General features: G+C 36.4%; 16 protein-coding genes. 12 read left to right on the forward strand and 4 right to left on the reverse strand.

Features of this window, described 5'->3' with window-relative positions; translation table 11 throughout:
* Nucleotides 1-258 precede the first annotated feature (258 nt).
* From dxs to spo0A, 6 genes are all read left to right on the forward strand, one after another.
* Nucleotides 259-2,160 carry a 1-deoxy-D-xylulose-5-phosphate synthase gene (dxs, locus tag LC095_RS01740; RefSeq protein WP_226526733.1) on the forward strand — a complete coding sequence of 634 codons (1,902 nt, stop codon included), beginning with the start codon at nt 259-261 and terminating at the stop codon, nt 2,158-2,160.
* The gene (locus tag LC095_RS01745) at nt 2,157-3,005 is read left to right on the forward strand and encodes a TlyA family RNA methyltransferase (protein WP_226526526.1); all 849 of its coding nucleotides are present in this window, start codon (nt 2,157-2,159) and stop codon (nt 3,003-3,005) included. Before dxs ends, LC095_RS01745 begins: the two co-directional genes overlap by 4 nt.
* 223 nt (nt 3,006-3,228) lie before the next feature.
* Nucleotides 3,229-3,678, forward strand: coding sequence for a transcriptional regulator AhrC/ArgR (gene ahrC, locus LC095_RS01750; protein WP_026558860.1), 450 nt, complete (start codon nt 3,229-3,231; stop codon nt 3,676-3,678).
* Nucleotides 3,679-3,706: 28 nt separating this feature from the next.
* Nucleotides 3,707-5,407 (forward strand): DNA repair protein RecN, encoded by a 1,701-nt coding sequence (recN, locus tag LC095_RS01755; RefSeq protein ID WP_226526527.1) that lies wholly within the window; start codon nt 3,707-3,709, stop codon nt 5,405-5,407.
* A 289-nt stretch (nt 5,408-5,696) separates the two neighbouring features.
* Nucleotides 5,697-6,974 carry a SpoIVB peptidase gene (spoIVB, locus tag LC095_RS01760; RefSeq protein ID WP_226526528.1) on the forward strand — a complete coding sequence of 426 codons (1,278 nt, stop codon included), beginning with the start codon at nt 5,697-5,699 and terminating at the stop codon, nt 6,972-6,974.
* Between the two features lie 324 nt (nt 6,975-7,298).
* Nucleotides 7,299-8,087 (forward strand): sporulation transcription factor Spo0A, encoded by a 789-nt coding sequence (gene spo0A, locus LC095_RS01765; RefSeq protein ID WP_078432654.1) that lies wholly within the window; start codon nt 7,299-7,301, stop codon nt 8,085-8,087.
* Between the two features lie 140 nt (nt 8,088-8,227).
* On the opposite strand, the gene LC095_RS01770 is transcribed toward spo0A, so the two are convergent.
* The 3 genes from LC095_RS01770 to LC095_RS01780 form a co-directional block, all read right to left on the reverse strand.
* A complete protein-coding gene (locus LC095_RS01770; protein ID WP_226526529.1) occupies nt 8,228-8,446 on the reverse strand; it encodes a helix-turn-helix domain-containing protein in 219 nt (72 codons plus the stop codon).
* Nucleotides 8,447-8,540: 94 nt separating this feature from the next.
* Complete coding sequence (locus LC095_RS01775; protein WP_226526530.1) at nt 8,541-9,515, reverse strand: ketoacyl-ACP synthase III; 975 nt, start codon at nt 9,513-9,515, stop codon at nt 8,541-8,543.
* A 191-nt stretch (nt 9,516-9,706) separates the two neighbouring features.
* Entirely contained in the window at nt 9,707-9,853 is a 147-nt protein-coding gene (locus LC095_RS01780) for a YycC family protein (RefSeq protein WP_226526531.1), read from the reverse strand.
* A 238-nt stretch (nt 9,854-10,091) separates the two neighbouring features.
* Here LC095_RS01780 and LC095_RS01785 point away from each other — a divergent pair, with 238 nt between their 5' ends.
* The gene (locus LC095_RS01785; protein WP_226526532.1) at nt 10,092-10,832 is read left to right on the forward strand and encodes a glycerophosphodiester phosphodiesterase; all 741 of its coding nucleotides are present in this window, start codon (nt 10,092-10,094) and stop codon (nt 10,830-10,832) included.
* Between the two features lie 36 nt (nt 10,833-10,868).
* Here LC095_RS01785 and LC095_RS01790 read toward each other — a convergent pair whose 3' ends face one another.
* A complete protein-coding gene (locus LC095_RS01790) occupies nt 10,869-11,111 on the reverse strand; it encodes a DUF2627 domain-containing protein (RefSeq protein WP_216774314.1) in 243 nt (80 codons plus the stop codon).
* 253 nt (nt 11,112-11,364) lie between these two features.
* Between LC095_RS01790 and LC095_RS01795 the strand changes: the two genes are divergently transcribed.
* The 5 genes from LC095_RS01795 (at nt 11,365) to lpdA (ending at nt 18,592) form a co-directional block, all read left to right on the forward strand.
* Entirely contained in the window at nt 11,365-13,437 is a 2,073-nt protein-coding gene (locus LC095_RS01795; protein ID WP_226526533.1) for a sigma-54 interaction domain-containing protein, read from the forward strand.
* A gap of 317 nt (nt 13,438-13,754) precedes the next feature.
* Nucleotides 13,755-14,651, forward strand: a complete 897-nt coding sequence (yqiS, locus tag LC095_RS01800; RefSeq protein ID WP_226526534.1) for a phosphate butyryltransferase — start codon at nt 13,755-13,757, stop codon at nt 14,649-14,651.
* Nucleotides 14,652-14,672: 21 nt separating this feature from the next.
* Complete coding sequence (gene bcd / locus LC095_RS01805; protein WP_226526535.1) at nt 14,673-15,770, forward strand: Leu/Phe/Val dehydrogenase; 1,098 nt, start codon at nt 14,673-14,675, stop codon at nt 15,768-15,770.
* A 168-nt stretch (nt 15,771-15,938) separates the two neighbouring features.
* The gene (gene buk, locus LC095_RS01810) at nt 15,939-17,045 is read left to right on the forward strand and encodes a butyrate kinase (RefSeq protein ID WP_226526734.1); all 1,107 of its coding nucleotides are present in this window, start codon (nt 15,939-15,941) and stop codon (nt 17,043-17,045) included.
* A gap of 125 nt (nt 17,046-17,170) precedes the next feature.
* A complete protein-coding gene (gene lpdA, locus LC095_RS01815; RefSeq protein ID WP_226526536.1) occupies nt 17,171-18,592 on the forward strand; it encodes a dihydrolipoyl dehydrogenase in 1,422 nt (473 codons plus the stop codon).
* The last annotated feature ends 41 nt before the right edge of the window (nt 18,593-18,633 follow it).

Below are 18,633 nucleotides of genomic sequence, written 5' to 3' on the forward strand. Positions count from 1 at the left end.
TGACGGGTAAACCATATATGAAAAGTTGTATACATAATCATGGTATATGATAGCGACTCAGGTAATGTTATACATAAAACATTGTAATTAGTGCTTTTTTATGGTAAGTTTTTTTTGCTTACTAAATGTCATCATAAGCAATTGTTTTTAAAAATATTTTAATCCTGGCGATTTATACGTTAAAATAGATAGATAAGAATATAATAGAACTAAAGTATATAGTAGAGAAGTAAACTGAATTGAAAGTGAGTGATCCATTTGGATCTTCTATCCATTAAAGACCCAAGCTTTTTGAAGAAATTATCAAATAATGAACTTGAACAATTAAGTGCGGACATTCGAAAATTTCTTATAGAAAAATTATCTGGAACAGGTGGACATATTGGTCCTAACCTGGGTGTCGTTGAATTAACTATTGCACTTCATAAAGTATTTAACAGTCCAAAAGACAAATTTATATGGGATGTTGGGCATCAATCATATGTACATAAAATCCTAACTGGACGAGCTGGTGATTTTGATACATTACGTCAATATAAAGGGTTATCGGGCTTTCCGAAGCGTGATGAAAGTCCTCATGATGTGTGGGAAACCGGTCATAGCTCTACATCATTATCCGCTGCCATGGGGATGGTTATAGCAAGAGATATTAAACAAACGAAAGAGCATATTATCCCGATTATCGGAGACGGTGCATTAACAGGCGGTATGGCACTTGAAGCTCTTAATCACATTGGACATGAACAAAAGGATGTTATTGTGGTCCTCAATGATAATGAAATGTCTATTGCGCCGAATGTTGGTGCTCTTCATAATGTGCTTGGCAGACTTAGAACAGCAGGGAAGTATCATTGGGTAAAAGATGAGCTCGAATACCTTTTGAAAAAGATTCCAGCCGTTGGAGGAAAGCTTGCTTCAACAGCCGAGCGTGTAAAAGACAGCTTAAAATATATGCTTGTCTCTGGAATCTTTTTTGAAGAACTAGGGTTTACTTATTTAGGTCCTGTAGATGGTCATAATTATGATAATTTGTTTGAAAACCTTCAATACGCAAAAAAAACATCAGGACCTGTACTACTTCATGTTATTACGAAAAAAGGAAAAGGATATAAGCCCGCTGAGTCAGATACAATTGGAACTTGGCATGGAACAGGTCCTTACAAAATTGAAACAGGTGATTTTGTAAAACCTAAGGTCATTGGGCCTGCTTGGAGTAAATTAGTAAGTGATACCGTTCAAAAAGTGGCACGTGAAGATAAACGGGTAGTGGCCATTACACCGGCAATGCCTGTTGGATCTAAACTTGAAGCTTTCGCAGAAGAATTCCCGGATCGAATGTTCGATGTCGGAATTGCTGAGCAGCATGCTACAACAATGGCTGCAGGCTTAGCAACGCAAAATATGAAGCCGTTTTTAGCGATATATTCTACCTTCCTTCAAAGGGCATATGACCAAGTGCTTCATGATATTTGCCGCCAAAATTTAAATGTATTTATAGGTATTGATCGTTCAGGACTTGTGGGTGCTGATGGAGAAACACATCAGGGTGTATTTGATATTGCCTTCTTAAGACATTTACCGAATATGGTCATAATGATGGCGAAAGATGAAAACGAAGGTCAACATTTAGTTAATACTGCATTAAAATATGAGGATGGACCAATTGCGCTTCGATATGCAAGAGGAAACGGTATTGGAGTACCTATGGATGAAGATCTTAAAGTGATACCGATTGGTACGTGGGAAGTGTTAAAAGAAGGTCGAGATGCAGTTATCCTTACATTTGGAACGACAATTGAGATGGCAATGGAAGCAGCAGAGAGATTAGCTGAACAAGGAAAGTCTATCCGGGTAGTGAATGCTCGTTTCATTAAACCTTTAGATGAAAAAATGCTTCACAAAATATTCGCGGAAAAGATTCCGATCCTAACAATTGAAGAAGCCGTATTGCAAGGAGGATTTGGAAGTTCAATCCTTGAATTTGCCCAAGAGCATAATTACACTCAAACGATTATTTCTCGTATTGGAATTCCTGACAAATTTATTGAACATGGAAGTGTATCAAAATTGCTTGAAGAAATAGGAATGACAACAGAGCAGGTAGTAGACAAATTGATGACATTGTTACCTGAACAAGAGAAAAGAGTTTTACGATCATGAGTAATAAAAAGGAAAGACTAGATATCCTTCTAGTTGAAAATGGATTGTTTGAAACAAGAGAAAAAGCAAAACGTGCTATTATGGCAGGTGTAGTATACGGTAATGAAGTGCGGCTTGATAAGCCTGGTGAAAAAGTATCACGGGATTTAGTGCTAACAGTTAAAGGACAAACTCTTCCATACGTTAGTCGTGGAGGATTAAAGTTAGAAAAAGCAATAAAAGAATTCAATGTTAATGTTCAAGATAAAATTATGATTGATATCGGATCTTCTACAGGAGGATTTACAGACTGCGCCCTCCAAAATGGTGCAAAACTGTCATATGCACTCGATGTTGGCTATAACCAACTAGCATGGAAATTACGTCAAGATGATCGTGTAGTTGTGATGGAAAGAACAAACTTCCGTTATGTCACACCTTCTGACTTTCAAGAAGGAATGCCGGAATTTGCATCAATTGATGTATCCTTTATATCATTACGATTAATTTTCCCTGTTCTAAAAACAATACTTTGTCCTGAGAGTGATGTAGTTGCTTTAATTAAGCCACAGTTTGAAGCGGGGAGAGAGTTTGTTGGAAAAAAAGGGATTGTCCGTGATCCTTCTGTTCATGAATTTGTTTTAAAAGAGATGTTGGCTTTTGTATTGAAGCAAGGATACGATGTTCATAATCTTTCGTATTCACCTATTACAGGCGGGGATGGCAATATTGAGTTTCTTCTTCACTTAAGATGGGAAGGAAGCCAAGCGGAAGGGACAACATATCTTGAAAAAACAGAAAGACAAATTGTCGATGAGGCACATTCAATATTAAAAGAAAAGAAACAAACTGAAAAACAGGAGTAGCAGGATCGCTATTTCCTGTTTTTTTGATGAAAGAATAGTCTGTATATTCATGCAAAACTTAGGGTAAGTTTTACATCCATTATCTTTCATATGTTTTATTTTATGCACTTTTTCAGTGTGTGTTTGAATAAATCTGTACAATTAAAGGGATTTAATATAAGATAAAAAGTATAAACATACAGAGATAAATTGATTAGCAGCAACGAAAAAAGGGGTGCCTAAGATGAATAAAGGACAAAGACATATAAAAATACGTGAAATTATCACGAATAATGATATTGAAACACAAGATGAATTAGTTGATTTATTAAAAGGAATGGGCTTTAATGTTACACAAGCCACTGTTTCTCGAGATATAAAAGAGCTTCACTTAGTGAAGGTTCCCATGTTGGATGGCCGTTATAAGTATAGTTTACCAGCAGATCAGCGTTTTAATCCGTTACAAAAGTTGAAAAGGGCGCTAATGGATGCTTTTGTGAAAATTGATTCCGCAGGACATATGCTTGTCATGAAAACACTACCAGGTAATGCCAATGCTATCGGAGCACTAATTGATAATCTTGATTGGGATGAAGTACTAGGTACAATCTGTGGTGATGATACGATTCTGATTATATGTAGAACACCGCTTGATACCGAGAACATTACACAGCGATTTTTAGATATGCTTTAAAAGAATATATATAAGAGGTGGATTCTGTTTGTTAGCGGAATTATCAATAAAAAACTTTGCTATTATTGAATCTTTGACTGTTTCTTTTGAAAAAGGTTTAACTGTTTTAACAGGTGAAACAGGGGCAGGTAAATCAATTATAATAGATGCGATTCATTTATTGGCTGGAGCACGGGGCTCTTCAGAATTTGTGCGTTATGGTGAAAAACGGGCAGAGTTAGAAGCGCTTTTTCTATTAGATGAGGATCAACATCCGGTTTATGAACGTTGTGAAGAATTTGGCATTGATGTGAGTGATGGTATGATTATTCTCCGCAGAGATATGAGTTCCTCTGGAAAAAGTATTTGTCGAATAAATGGAAAGCTCGTGACTATAGCAGTATTAAGAGAGATAGGTCAGTTATTAGTTGATATTCATGGACAACATGATAACCAGGAGCTAATGAATGAGGAAAATCACTTATCATTGTTAGATCAATATAGTGGTAAGGAAGTCAAAAGTGCTCTTATTGCTTATTTAGAACTTTATCAACGTTACGATGGGTTAAAAAGAAAAATTATTCAGCTTTCGGAAAATGAGCAAGAGATGGCTCATCGCCTTGATTTACTTCAATTTCAACTTGAAGAAATTGAAAATGCTGAATTACAACCTAAAGAAGATGAACTGCTTCAGGAAGAGAAGCATCAAATTTCAAATTATGAAAAAATCTATGATTCATTAAACAACAGTTATAATGCATTGCATGGTGAGCAGAGAGGGTTGGACTGGGTTGGCCTAGCAATGAGCCATCTTGAAAATGTAAGTCATATAAATACAAAATTAAAAGAATTATCCGAGACAATTTCGAATGCGTTTTATATGATAGAAGATCTCTCATATGAAGTTCGGAATGAATTAGACTCATTGGAATTTGATCCGGGGAGATTAAACTATGTTGAAAGTCGTTTAAATGAAATTAATCATTTAAAACGTAAATATGGACAATCAGTTGAAGAGATTTTAACCTACTCTGCGAGAATCGCAGATGAAATTGATACAATTCAAAACAAAGATAGTCATTTGACCAAATTGCAAAAAGAACTCGAATCAGTGCTGGAAGACCTTTCTGTTGAAGCAAAAAACATTTCAGCTATACGCAAGAAACACGCGAAGGTATTAATTGATGAAATACATCAAGAATTAAAAGAACTGTATATGGAAAAAACAAGCTTTGATGTGAATATTGACGAGAGGCGTACACCGTCACATGAACTAAAATATAGTTCTAACGGTGTCGATGAAATTGAATTTTATATATCAACAAATCCGGGGGAACCGCTTAAGCCGCTTAGTAAAACAGCATCAGGTGGAGAGCTTTCAAGAATTATGCTTGCGATGAAAAGTATCTTCTCCCAACACCAAGGGATTACTTCGATTATATTCGATGAAGTAGATACAGGTGTAAGTGGGCGTGTTGCCCAAGCAATAGCGGAAAAAATTTATCGTGTCTCAAGTGGTTCACAAGTATTATGTATCACACATTTACCACAAGTTGCAGCAATGGCAGACACCCACTTATATATCGCAAAAGAAACAAAAGCCGGTAGAACAAAAACAAGTGTAAAACCTTTAAATGAAGAAGAAAAAATTAAAGAAATTGGTCGTATGATCGCAGGTGTAGAGGTGACTGAATTATCTAAAGAACATGCTAAAGAACTTCTTTCTCTTGCACACACGGCAAAACGATAAAGTGAGGCTACCATACTTTTATGGTAGCCATTTTTATTATTAAGTAACGACCAAGTTTAACATTGCCAACTCGGTAAAAGACTATTCGATGTGAATGGATTTTGCCAAATAAAAAAATCTTCAAGAGGATATACGTAAAATCCTGCTAAAACTTGCAACAAATCCTTCATTTTTCTAGTTATTCAAGTTATAAATAAGCTTCCAAAAGGCTACATTAAAACTGTAGCCATAAAGACTTTATGGTGTGGGTTAGGAGCGAGGAGAGTGAAGGTTTTTGCAGACAGATAAAATGAGAAAATTAGTTGGTGTACTTCTCCTTGTGTTAGTAATGAGTCTAGGTTTTGTAAAAGAAGTTCAAGAATATGTAAAGATGCCAAAAACGGTAACAGTATTTGAGTCTCAAACAGTGAGTGTTGACAATTCTTTTCCTGTAAATGCTAATCAACCTTCTGAGGAAGCATTTACTGTTCAAAAAAATAATGATGGCAAAACACTTGATATACATGGGAAACAAGCGGGTGAAGGTGAAGTTGTTTTTGATCTTGCAGGCTTTCCTGTGAAAAAAGCCGGTGTAAAGGTTTTACCTGATTTTAAGGTTATACCTGGTGGGCAGTCAATAGGTGTAAAACTAAATACTCTTGGCGTATTGGTGGTAGGCCACCATCAAATTGATACAACTGATGGTAAAAAATCTCCCGGTGAACTAGCAGGTGTTGAAATAGGAGATATAATTACTCATATTAATGGGAAAAAAATTGAACAGATGAGTGATGTCACCCCGTTTATTCAAAAAGCTGGAAAAACCGGAGAACCTCTTGACTTAGTTTTAAACAGGGAACGAGTAGAAGTAAAGACCAAATTGTATCCTCTCAAAGACGAACATGATCATTCCTATCGTATTGGATTATATATACGAGATTCTGCAGCTGGAATTGGAACAATGACATTTTATGACCCTAAGTCAAAAAAATACGGTGCATTAGGACATGTTATATCTGATATGGATACGAAAAAACCGATTGTTGTAGACAATGGACAAATTGTACGTTCTACAGTTACCTCAATTGAAAAAGGAAGCAACGGTAATCCTGGTGAGAAATTAGCAAGATTTTCAAGTGATCGTCAAGTAATTGGGAATATTACAAGAAACAGCCCTTTTGGGATTTTTGGTGAATTAAATCAGGGGATTAATAATGGTGTTATGGATAAAGCGATGCCGATTGCCTTATCAAATGAAGTGAAAGAAGGACCGGCAAAAATTTTAACTGTAGTTGATCAAGACAAAGTTGAGGAATTTGAAGTCGAAGTGGTTAGTTCTGTTCCTCAAAAATTTCCGGCAACAAAAGGAATGGTTATAAAGATTACCGATCAACGGTTACTTGATAAAACAGGTGGCATTGTTCAAGGAATGAGCGGTAGTCCTATTATCCAAAACGGTAAAGTAATAGGAGCTGTGACACATGTTTTTGTTAACGATCCAACTTCAGGATATGGAGTTCATATAGAATGGATGTTAAATGAAGCAGGTATAGATATCTATGGAAATCAAGAACAAAAAGCGAGCTAAACTTTTACTGTCAAGAAATTTAATTTCTTGACAGTTTTTTTATTCTTTTAGTACTCCCTAATTTAACCTTTTCATTTTTGACAAATTTATGTACAATAAAAGAGAAAGATTTTTCGACAAATACATGTGTTTAATTAAATGTCAAATGATGCAATAAGTCGAAAAACGAAGTAAAATGAAGAAAATCGTAGTTTTCCTCCATTTTTTAAAGTTTTTTTGAAAAAAATAAAGGGTTTTTTATAGGGTTGTCGAAATTATTTATTATGTAATCATATGTATAGATATCAGACATATTGGCAAATCAACACTGAGGAGGAAGTTTTTGTGGGAAAAATAAAAGTTTGTATAGTTGATGATAACCGAGAGCTTGTAGGTTTATTAGAGGAGTATCTCTCAAGTCAGGATGATATTGAAGTTCTTGGTGTAGCATATAATGGTCAAGAATGTTTAACAATGTTAAAGGACAAAGATCCTGATGTATTAGTATTAGATATTATTATGCCTCACTTAGACGGTTTAGGTGTTTTAGAAAAACTTAGACAAATGGATCGTCCCCAACCGAATGTCATCATGCTTACAGCATTTGGTCAGGAGGATGTGACTAAGAAAGCTGTTGATTTAGGGGCTGCTTACTTTATTTTAAAACCATTTGATATGGAAGGGCTGGCAAGTCACATCCGTCAAGTCAGTGGTAATGCAGCACCAATTATAAAACGATCAAGTTCGTCTATAAGAACGAGTGAACCTCAATCTAAAGGAAAAAACTTAGATGCAAGTATTACAAGTATTATCCATGAAATTGGAGTTCCTGCGCATATTAAAGGGTATTTATATTTACGTGAAGCTATTTCTATGGTTTACAATGATATTGAATTATTAGGTTCAATTACAAAAGTATTGTATCCAGACATTGCGAAAAAATATAATACAACTGCTTCCAGAGTAGAACGTGCCATTCGCCATGCAATTGAAGTAGCATGGAGCCGTGGAAACATCGAGTCAATCTCATCTCTTTTTGGTTACACGGTAAGCATGACAAAAGCAAAACCGACAAATTCAGAGTTTATTGCAATGGTGGCTGATAAGCTTCGTTTGGAACATAAAGCAAGCTAATCTCGCCAATTAAGCGGTTGAAGTTAATATACATGGGTGCGATGAATACATTTTAATACTCACTAATTGAAGGTCTCCTATTGATCGAAGGATTCAGGAATAAGGAGGCCTTTTTTTGCATAAAAAAAGAGTGAATCTAATCACTCTCCGGCAACCTTCCAATCATAAAGGTCTTCTATATTACAATTTAGTGCTTTCGAGATTGTCATTGCATTGTTCAAGTTCATGACTTTTTTGTCTAAATAGCCATGTAATTGTTCCAGTGGAATGTTTGTATTTGCCGCTAAAACATCAAGCTTAGTGTTACTTTTGGTTAAAAGTGCTTTTAAATTACTTTTCTTTGCTTTATATGCTGCCAAATTTGACACCTCGCTTCTAGTCAAGCATAGCACAATACGAAATAAATTGAAACTTTTATATGGTACTTTTACATTTTTTGTAATTTTTCTAAACCTAACCCCATTTTATTACCTGACCGGAATGAGAAAGACCACCACCAAAGCCGTAGAGTAATAATGTATCTCCAACTTTAATTTGTCCTTCTTTAATTCCTAAATCTAGAGATAATGGGATTGAAGCTGCTGATGTATTTCCGTAATTGACCATACTGTAAATAGTTTTTTCTATACTAAATCCGCTTTTTTCGCAGATGGATTCGACCATTCTCAAATTCGCGCTATGTGGAATAAACCAATCAATATCGTCTATGGTAAGGTTTGTTGTTGAAAGCAGGGTATTCATATACTTAGGGACAGTTGTAACAGCCCATTTATATACTTCTCTTCCATTTTGGACAAGTTGTCTTTTATGTTCAAGATTTTGTTGAAACATAGTATGTGATAAGTTTGTACTATAAAGGTGAATCGCTTTTTCTCCTTCGGATTGAACAGAGGAGGCAAGGAAATACCCATCTTGATCTTCTTCTACAAGTACTACCCCTGCACCATCTCCAAATAAGATGCAAGTAGTCCGATCAGAAAAATCTGTCATTTTTGAGATGGTTTCTGCCCCAATAACAAGAACCTTTTTGTGAATTCCACTAGTAATTAATGCATTTGCCATATGAAGTCCATAGGTAAAACCAGCACAAGCTGCATTTAAATCAATTGCTCCTGCATTTCGAATGCCTAATTTTCCTTGTATATAGGAAGCTACACTTGGGGTTTGATAATCTGGTGAAATGGTACTTACGATTATAAAATCAACATCACTTATTTCTTTGTTGTAGCGTATCTTTAAATCTTCTATTGCCTTCATACAAAGATCACTTGTAAATTCATTTTCTGCTGCGAATCTTCTCTCTTTAATGCCTGTTCTCTTTGTTATCCACTCATCATTTGTATCAATCATTTTTTCGAAATCATGATTTGTTATCACTCGCTCAGGTACATAAGATCCAATAGCTGTTATTCGAGCCTTTGAAAACATTTGATTCACCTCATCGGGTTTTAATAACCTTATCATAACATCTATTTCTAATACTTGGTACTAATTTCGATATTAATTATTGTCATAAAGGAAAAGATGATATGTACGGAGAATGTTATAAGGTAATAAAATGAGGAAGGAATGTATAGCAAACCCCTTACTTTTATTAGAAAAATAAGGGGTTTGCAGGATTATTTCTTTTCTTCTTCGCTTTTGTTAAGTGCAGCAAGCTTTGAAATAAGGATATGCTGAGGCATATGCATAATTTGTTCGAGAGGAACATTAAGTGATTTGGCCAGCTTCTGAGCTGTCTCAGCAGAAATTTGCAATGGTTTCATAAGATCAACCTCCTTTATTTATCCCATTCTTATCGGTCAGTAATACTTTTTCTGCAAAATTCGAGAGAGTTACTGCCCGTAAAGAACCGACGAAGGACAGGACGTCCAAGTCAGGTGAAGCCACAGGAAGTGGCGTTTTGAGCGTGATAAGTTTCGCTAACCATCAGTGGGGGATGAAGAAAACCCCCTCTGATGGAAGTCTCACTTTATTTTTACATGAAAAGAAGGTGTATTCAAGATGACATTAATTTTTGGACATCGGGGAGCAGCTGGTACATACCCTGAAAATACGATGTCTTCGTTTATTGCAGCGTATCATGCTGGTGCTGATGGTATTGAGTTAGATGTTCAAATGACAAAAGACGGTGAACTGGTTGTTATTCATGATGAAACAGTTGATCGAACAACAGATGGTTCCGGATTTGTAAAGGAGATGCTTTTATCTGACATTTTAAAGTTAGATGCGAGCTTTACATTTTCACAATTCATTGGAGAAGCTAGAATTCCTACCCTCGAGGAAGTGTTAAAATGGGTAGCGACTCTTCCTTCATTTATAATCAATATCGAATTAAAGAATGGAATAATTGAATATCCGATGATTGAGGAAAGAACGATTGAACTAGTTCAAAAATTTAATCTTGAAAAACGGACGATTATATCCTCATTTAATCATTATAGCTTAGCGAAGTGTGCGGAGCTTTCAGGCGAAATCGATACAGCTATTTTGTATATGGAAGGTCTGTATAAACCTTGGGATTACGCAAAGCAAGTTGGTGCTTCAGGTTTACATCCGCATCTTTACGCTGTAAACCGGGAGATCATTGAGAATTCTAAACTTCATCAAGTTTCCGTAAGACCATTTACAGTCAATGAAGAGAAGGTAATGATCAATTTAATGAAAAATGAGTGTACTGCTTTTATTACGGACTTTCCCGACAGGGCTGTCGAGCAAAGGGAAAAATACAAACGAAAAGAGTGATCCATTTTGGGTTCACTCTTTTTGTTGATTGAAATTCTATTTCTGGACTCTGCTGAATTTTTTCTGAACTTTATTTCGTTTTCGATCTCTGTAAAAAATAAATCCTGCGACAAATGAAAGACCGCCAAGAAAAAATAGTAGTCCTATTAAAAACTGTACCCATAAAAAGGGGATAGGAGGCTGAAGAATTCCAAATGTCATATCACGCATAAGTTTAATACCGAAAGCAGCAATTAATCCTGGAATAACCATAATAATTAGAGCAATGATTCTTGACATAAAACAGGCGTCCTTTCTTCTATACGATCAGAAATTATATACATTTATGGATGAAAGTATAAGGAAACTAAGGGTATCCTCAATTAGAACTTGGCAACAAGCTAAGTTTCTAAAACTATAAATAATTGTCTGTTTCTTTACCTTGTTTGTCAAGTAGCATTCTTATGCGATATGATAAAGGTGTGCAAAAATTTGCAAATGTTTGAATGAAAGAGTACGGTCATTCCGATGTGTACAAAGGGGATAGATTTTTATGCAGCGAGTTATGATAGTTGGGGCAGGTAAAGCTGGTTTAGCGCTATTAAAGAGAATGGTTGAAACATCAATTATGAAAGTAGTTGCTGTTATTGACCAAAATGAGCTAGCGCCAGGGATAGAATATGCAAAAAAGCGAGGCATACAAACAAGTACTAAATGGGAACCGTTCATGAATTCTAACCTCAATATAATTATTGAGGCAACAGGTTCTAACGAAGTGATGCAAAAATTACAAAATGTAAAGCATTCTGATATGATGATCATTCCCGGATCTGTAGCACTAATCATTTCTGAGCTTGTTGAAGAAAAAGAGGAATTGATTGCAAGACTTAAAGAAGAAACGTATAAACAGCAAACGATCTTTAATTCGACAAATGATGGAATGATTGTTATTGATATGAACGAAAAGATCATTTTGTTCAATAAAATGGCTGAAAAAATTACCGGTTTTCCCCGCGAAAAAGCAATAGGTTTGAATATAAAAAAGGTAATCTCATCAAGTAAGCTTGGTAGAACATTAAAAACCCGTGAAGTTGAAATAAATCAAGAGCAAGTCCTGGAAAATGGTTTGAAGATTATTACAACGAGAATTCCAATGATCGATGAATCTGGAAATCTGCTAGGTGCATTGTCGTTGTTTAAAGATATTACTGAGGTTGTGAATTTAGCAGAGGAAGTCACAAATTTAAAAGATATACAGATGATGCTTGAAGCGATTATTCAATCTTCTGAAGAAGCTATTTCGGTTGTTGACGAGGAAGGTAGAGGAATTCTTATTAACCGTGCATATTCAAGGTTAACGGGGCTAACTGAAGATCAAGTAATAGGTAAACCTGCAACAGCCGATATTTCAGAGGGTGAGAGTATGCATATGAAGGTATTACAAACGAGGCGTGCTGTCCGCGGGGCAAGAATGAAAGTTGGACCCGCTAAAAAAGATGTGATTGTTAATGTTGCACCCGTTATTGTTAGCGGTAAGCTAAAAGGAAGTGTTGGGGTTATTCATGATATGTCTGAAATACAGACCTTAACAACTGAACTAAACCGGGCTCGACAAATCATTCGAACGTTAGAAGCAAAATATTCATTTGAAGATATTATTGGTGTAAGTGACGAAATGAAAATGGCAATTGAACAAGCGAAATTAGGAGCCAAAACACCTGCAACTGTCTTGCTAAGAGGGGAATCGGGAACAGGAAAAGAGCTATTTGCCCATGCCATCCATAATGCAAGTGACAGGAAATACAATAAGTTTATTCGAGTTAATTGTGCCGCGATTTCCGAGAATCTTCTTGAAAGCGAACTGTTTGGTTATGATGAGGGGGCTTTTTCAGGAGCTAAACGAGGCGGAAAAAAGGGATTCTTCGAAGAAGCAAATAATGGAAGTATCTTTTTAGACGAGATAGGTGAGCTTTCAGCTAATATGCAGGCAAAGCTATTACGGGTATTGCAAGAAAATGAAATTGTCAGGGTTGGAGGAACTAAGCCAATTGCTGTAAATGTACGTGTAATTGCAGCTACAAATGTAAATATTGAAAAGGCGATGGCTGAAGGAAGCTTTAGGGAGGATTTATATTATCGACTAAATCGATATCCAATCTCCATTCCACCATTAAGAGATCGTAAGGAAGATATACCGGCATTATGTGAACGGTTGCTTCGAAAATTAAATCAAGATTATGGAAGGAATATTGAAGGCTTAACTTCACATGCCATCAATCAGCTTATTCAGTATCATTGGCCGGGAAATGTAAGAGAGCTTGAAAATGTCCTGGGAAGAGCAATTATCTTTATGGAATATCATGAAACTACGATAAGTGAAAAGCATATTCCAATGCTTCAACTTTCTCGACTTGAAAGAAAAGTACAAGAAAATAAAGCATTTGTCCATAATAATGAAGAAACACTTGCTGAGGCAGTTGAACGAGTTGAGGCAGATGTTATAAAACGATCTTTGGAGTTCCATGAATATAATCGAACACAAACAGCAAAAGCTTTGGGAATTTCATTAAGAAGTCTTTATTACAAAATGGAAAAATATAATCTTGCAAACAATAGCATGCAATAGAATTCATAGTTTGCAAAAAGGTGCATGATCGTTATATGATAAAGAAGGATAAATGAAAAAGTCTTTCTTTGCATAATTTGAAAATGTAAGAAAACAATGGATTATGCTTGAGAAAAACTCTGGCTTTCGCAAATAGAATTTAGCGGCAAGCCACGGTTTTTCTACTCTTTTTTTCATACATAAATGTGATGGAGTATATTTTTAATCACTCAACTTAAAATGGGGACAAGGTTTACTTTTTTGGCACACTTCTTGCTTATATTTAAGAAACAATTAGTTGATGGTCAAACTGATGTTTTGGAAGGAAATGAATGTGAATGAAGTTGGAAAATCTGCTTATAGAAGCAGCAAAAATAAAAGGTCAAAGTGTAGCTGTGGCATCAGCTGAGGATGAAGAGGTCATTGAGGCGGTAGCAGAGGCAATTAATCGTGATTTAGCTCATTTCATGCTTTTTGGCCAAAAAGATGAAATTGAACTTTTGTTGGACAAAAAAGGAATAAAAAAAGAAATGGTTCAAATCATTCAATCTCGATCTCAACAACAAGCTGCAGAGCTTGCGGTAAGAGCTGTTCATCAAAATGAGGCATCAGTTCTTATGAAAGGTCATATCCCAACATCCATTCTTTTAAAGGCTGTTTTAAATAAGGAATATGGCTTAAGAACTGGAAGAGTTTTATCTCATGTTGCTATGTTTGACATTCCAGGGTTTTCTAAAGCGGTTTTTGTGACAGATGCAGCAATGAACATTGAACCGGATTTACAACAAAAAGAGCAGATCGTTGTAAATGCTATAAATGTTGCGCGGTCAATCGGAGTTTCTGTACCAAAGGTCGCAGCAATTGCCGCTGTAGAGGTTGTTAATCCATCAATGAAAGCAACCCTTGACGCAGCAGCACTTACAATGATGTATAAGAGAGGTCAAATTCAAAATTGTGTGATTGATGGCCCTTTAGCACTTGATAATGCAGTCTCTCTTCTTGCGGCACAACATAAAGGAATCACAAGTGAAGTTGCAGGGCAAGTTGACATCCTCTTGGTTCCTACCATTGAAGCAGGAAATGTTCTATATAAATCATTGATTTATTTTGCAAAAGCAAAGGTGGGAGCAGTAATCGCAGGAGCAAAGGCTCCAATTGTCCTAACAAGCCGATCTGACAGTTCTGAAAGTAAACTTTATTCATTAGCCTTGGCTCTATGTTCTTCAGAAAAGTAAAACCTTAGGAGGAAACACATCATGGAAATTTTCAAATATATGGAGCAATACGACTATGAACAATTGGTATTTTGCCAAGATAAACAATCAGGATTAAAAGCCATTATTGCTATTCACGATACAACATTAGGCCCAGCACTAGGAGGAACACGAATGTGGACATATGCTTCAGAGGAAGAAGCAATAGAGGATGCACTTCGTCTTGCTCGTGGGATGACATATAAAAATGCTGCTGCAGGTTTAAATCTGGGAGGCGGAAAAACAGTTATAATTGGTGACCCAAGAAAAGATAAAAATGAAGAAATGTTCAGAGCATTTGGACGTTATATTCAAGGACTGAATGGACGATACATTACGGCTGAAGATGTTGGGACTACTGTTGCAGATATGGATCTCATTCATGAGGAAACAGATTATGTAACAGGTATTTCTCCTGCATTTGGTTCTTCGGGTAATCCATCTCCAGTTACGGCTTTTGGAGTTTACAGGGGAATGAAGGCTGCTGCAAAAGAAGCTTTTGGTACAGATTCTCTAGAAGGAAAAGTTGTGGCTGTACAAGGTGTAGGGAATGTTGCGTATAATCTTTGCAAGCATCTCCATGAAGAAGGAGCAAAATTAATTGTAACAGATATTAATCAAGAAGCTGTTCGAAGAGCTGTAGAAGATTTTAATGCTAAGGCTGTTGAACCGAATGATATTTATAGTGTTGATTGCGATATTTATGCACCTTGTGCATTGGGTGCAACAATAAATGATGTTACGATTCCTCAATTGAAAGCAAAAGTTATTGCAGGTGCGGCAAACAATCAATTAAAAGATTCAAAGCACGGTGATATTATTCATGAATTGGGAATCGTATATGCACCTGATTATGTGATTAATGCTGGTGGAGTAATCAATGTTGCTGATGAATTGTATGGTTACAATAGTGAAAGAGCGCTCAAAAAAGTGGAAACAATTTACAATAACATCTCCCGGGTTATTGAAATAGCAAAACGAGATGGAATTCCAACATACAAGGCTGCTGATCGCTTAGCAGAAGAAAGAATTGAGAGAATGAGAAACTCACGTAGCCAGTTCTTACAAAACGGTCACCATATTTTAAGTAGAAGATCGTAATAATGAACAAAATTTTCGGAATTAACCTCAACAACACCGTAAATGTCCATGTTATTTTGTCGGGGTTAATTCAGTGCGTTACTCTTCATCTCAAAAAACCTCAGAAAGAAGCTGTACATATCGAAGCAATAAATAAAATGATTGAATGACTACGGAGGTTTTGGCCAATTGCTGAGCAATGAATATCGAATACTTGTCATAAATCCAGGTTCAACCTCAACAAAAATTGGTGTTTTTGACAATAAAAGATCCATTTTTGAGAAAACACTTCGGCATGATGCTGAAAAACTTAATACGTTTTCGTCTATTATTGACCAATATGAATTTCGGAAACAAACCATCCTTGAAACACTTGATGAAGAAGGGATTAACATCTCCAAATTAAATGCGGTCTGTGCTCGGGGTGGACTCCTTCGTCCAATTGAGGGCGGCACTTACACTGTTAATGACGAGATGATTGAAGATTTAAGAAAAGGTTTTGCTGGACAGCATGCCTCTAATTTAGGTGGCATTATAGCTTTTGAAATTGCTGCTGGCTTAAATATCCCAGCTTATATCGTAGATCCGGTGGTTGTGGATGAAATGGAAGAAATCGCGAAAATATCAGGTATCCCTTCTATTCAAAGAAGAAGTATTTTTCATGCATTAAATCAAAAAGCAGTTGCACGTAGAGTGGCGGCAGATCTCAATAAAAAATATGAAGATTTAAACTTAATCATTACTCATATGGGTGGAGGTATCACTGTTGGTGCTCATAAGAACGGTCGTGTTATTGATGTGAATAACGGTTTGCACGGTGATGGACCATTTAGTCCCGAGAGAGCAGGGACTGTACCAGCAGGGGACCTTGTAGCAATGTGCTATTCTGGAGACTTTTACCGGGAAGAAATGATGAAGAAGCTTGTAGGACAAGGTGGATTAGTCGGATATTTAGGCACGAATGATGCAACAAAGGTAGAGAAAATGATTAAAGCAGGGGATCAAAAAGCAACATTAATTTATAATGCAATGGCCTATCAAATTGCAAAAGAAATTGGCTCTGCAAGTGCAGTTTTAAAAGGTAAGGTTGATGCAATCGTATTAACTGGAGGTTTAGCATATGGAAAAACCTTTGTTAATAAGATTTCATCGTATGTTGATTGGATTGCAGATGTTTATGTGTTTCCGGGTGAAAATGAGCTGCAGGCATTAGCTGAAGGTGCACTCCGAGTATTAAGAAAAGAAGAGGAAGCCAAACATTATCCGAATGAGAAAATGGTGTCAAAGGTTTTTTAAATGTTAAAACAACATAGGGCACCTTAGCCTACCTGGCATAAAGAAGTGGTAGAAAAGATGTAGAACAGCAGATGTTCTTTATAAAAAATATTTGTTGCTTCCTACAAACGAAGGAGTGTATGAAAGTGGCTACTGATTACGATTTGGTTATTCTTGGTGGAGGGACCGGTGGCTATGTTGCTGCAATTCGGGCTTCACAGCTTGGACTTAAAACAGCGATTGTGGAGAAGGGAAAACTTGGAGGAACCTGCCTCCATAAAGGGTGTATCCCTAGTAAAGCATTATTAAGAAGCGCAGAAGTTTTCACCACTGCAAAAAAAGGTGATCAATTCGGTGTAGAAACTTTAGATGTTAAGCTTAATTTTTTGAAGGTACAAGAGCGAAAACAAGCAATTGTTAATCAATTGCACCAAGGTGTTCAGCAATTAATGAAAAAAGGAAAAATTGATATTTATGAAGGTTTCGGTCGAATTCTTGGCCCTTCCATTTTTTCACCAATGCCCGGTACGATTTCGGTTGAGATGAACAATGGAGAGGAAAATGAAATGCTTATTCCTAAGAATGTCATTATTGCTACGGGTTCAAGGCCTAGAAGTATTGATGGACTAGAAATCGATGGTAAAACGATTATAAGTTCTGATGAAGCTTTGGAATTAACATCCCTACCAAAATCAGTCATCATTGTTGGAGGTGGTGTGATCGGTATTGAATGGGCTTCAATGCTTTCAGACTTTGGAGTTAGTGTAACTCTTTGTGAATATGCTGACCGCATCCTTCCGACAGAAGATAAAGAAATTTCAAAAGAAATGACTCGATTAATGACAAAAAAGGGTGTAAACATTTATACAAGTACAAAGGTACTACCGGAAACAATGAAAAAAGAAAACGGTGTAACCATTCTCGCTGAGTATCAGGGTAAACAAATAGAATTTGCAGCAGAAATTATGCTCGTATCTGTTGGTCGAAACCCAAATGTCGAGGGAATTGGTCTTGAAAATACAGATATACAATTAGAAAAAGGTTTTATCAGCACTAATCAGCTTTATCAAACAAAGGAAACTCACATTTATGCAATTGGAGATGTTATTGGGGGACTACAGTTAGCACATGTAGCCTCACATGAAGGGATTATTGCTGTGGAGCATATAGCAGGAAAGAATCCAATCCCTATGGATCAGACATTGATATCTAAATGTATTTACAGTTCGCCTGAGGCAGCTAGTGTAGGGTTTACTGAAGATGAAGCGAAAGAAAAAGGATATAAAGTGAAGATTGGTAAATTTCCTTTTAAGGCGATTGGGAAGGCCCTTGTTTTTGGCGAAACAGATGGATTTGTCAAACTTGTCGTAGAAGAGGAATCAGATGACATATTAGGAGTCCATATGATTGGACCACATGTAACAGATATGATATCTGAAGCAGGTCTTGCGAAAGTTCTTGATGCCACACCGTGGGAGATTTCACACACCATTCATCCACACCCGACATTATCAGAGGCAATTGGTGAAGCTGCACTTGCCGTTGAAGGCAAAGCTATTCATTTTTAATAGTGAAGTGTAAGTACAAGAACAGAGACGGTGGTCGCTGA

This window comes from Metabacillus niabensis, assembly GCF_020524345.1.
GTDB classification, from domain to species: Bacteria; Bacillota; Bacilli; order Bacillales; family Bacillaceae; genus Metabacillus; species Metabacillus niabensis_B.

Bases quoted from the DNA above. Each gene is read 5' to 3' on its own strand.
- LC095_RS01745 (WP_226526526.1), top strand. From the start codon at position 2,157: ATGAGTAATAAAAAGGAAAGACTAGATATCCTTCTAGTTGAAAATGGA.
- ahrC (WP_026558860.1), top strand. From the start codon at position 3,229: ATGAATAAAGGACAAAGACATATAAAAATACGTGAAATTATCACGAAT.
- spoIVB (WP_226526528.1), top strand. From the start codon at position 5,697: ATGAGAAAATTAGTTGGTGTACTTCTCCTTGTGTTAGTAATGAGTCTA.
- LC095_RS01775 (WP_226526530.1), bottom strand. From the start codon at position 9,515: ATGTTTTCAAAGGCTCGAATAACAGCTATTGGATCTTATGTACCTGAG.
- LC095_RS01780 (WP_226526531.1), bottom strand. From the start codon at position 9,853: ATGAAACCATTGCAAATTTCTGCTGAGACAGCTCAGAAGCTGGCCAAA.
- LC095_RS01785 (WP_226526532.1), top strand. From the start codon at position 10,092: ATGACATTAATTTTTGGACATCGGGGAGCAGCTGGTACATACCCTGAA.
- LC095_RS01790 (WP_216774314.1), bottom strand. From the start codon at position 11,111: ATGTCAAGAATCATTGCTCTAATTATTATGGTTATTCCAGGATTAATT.
- LC095_RS01795 (WP_226526533.1), top strand. From the start codon at position 11,365: ATGCAGCGAGTTATGATAGTTGGGGCAGGTAAAGCTGGTTTAGCGCTA.
- yqiS (WP_226526534.1), top strand. From the start codon at position 13,755: ATGAAGTTGGAAAATCTGCTTATAGAAGCAGCAAAAATAAAAGGTCAA.
- bcd (WP_226526535.1), top strand. From the start codon at position 14,673: ATGGAAATTTTCAAATATATGGAGCAATACGACTATGAACAATTGGTA.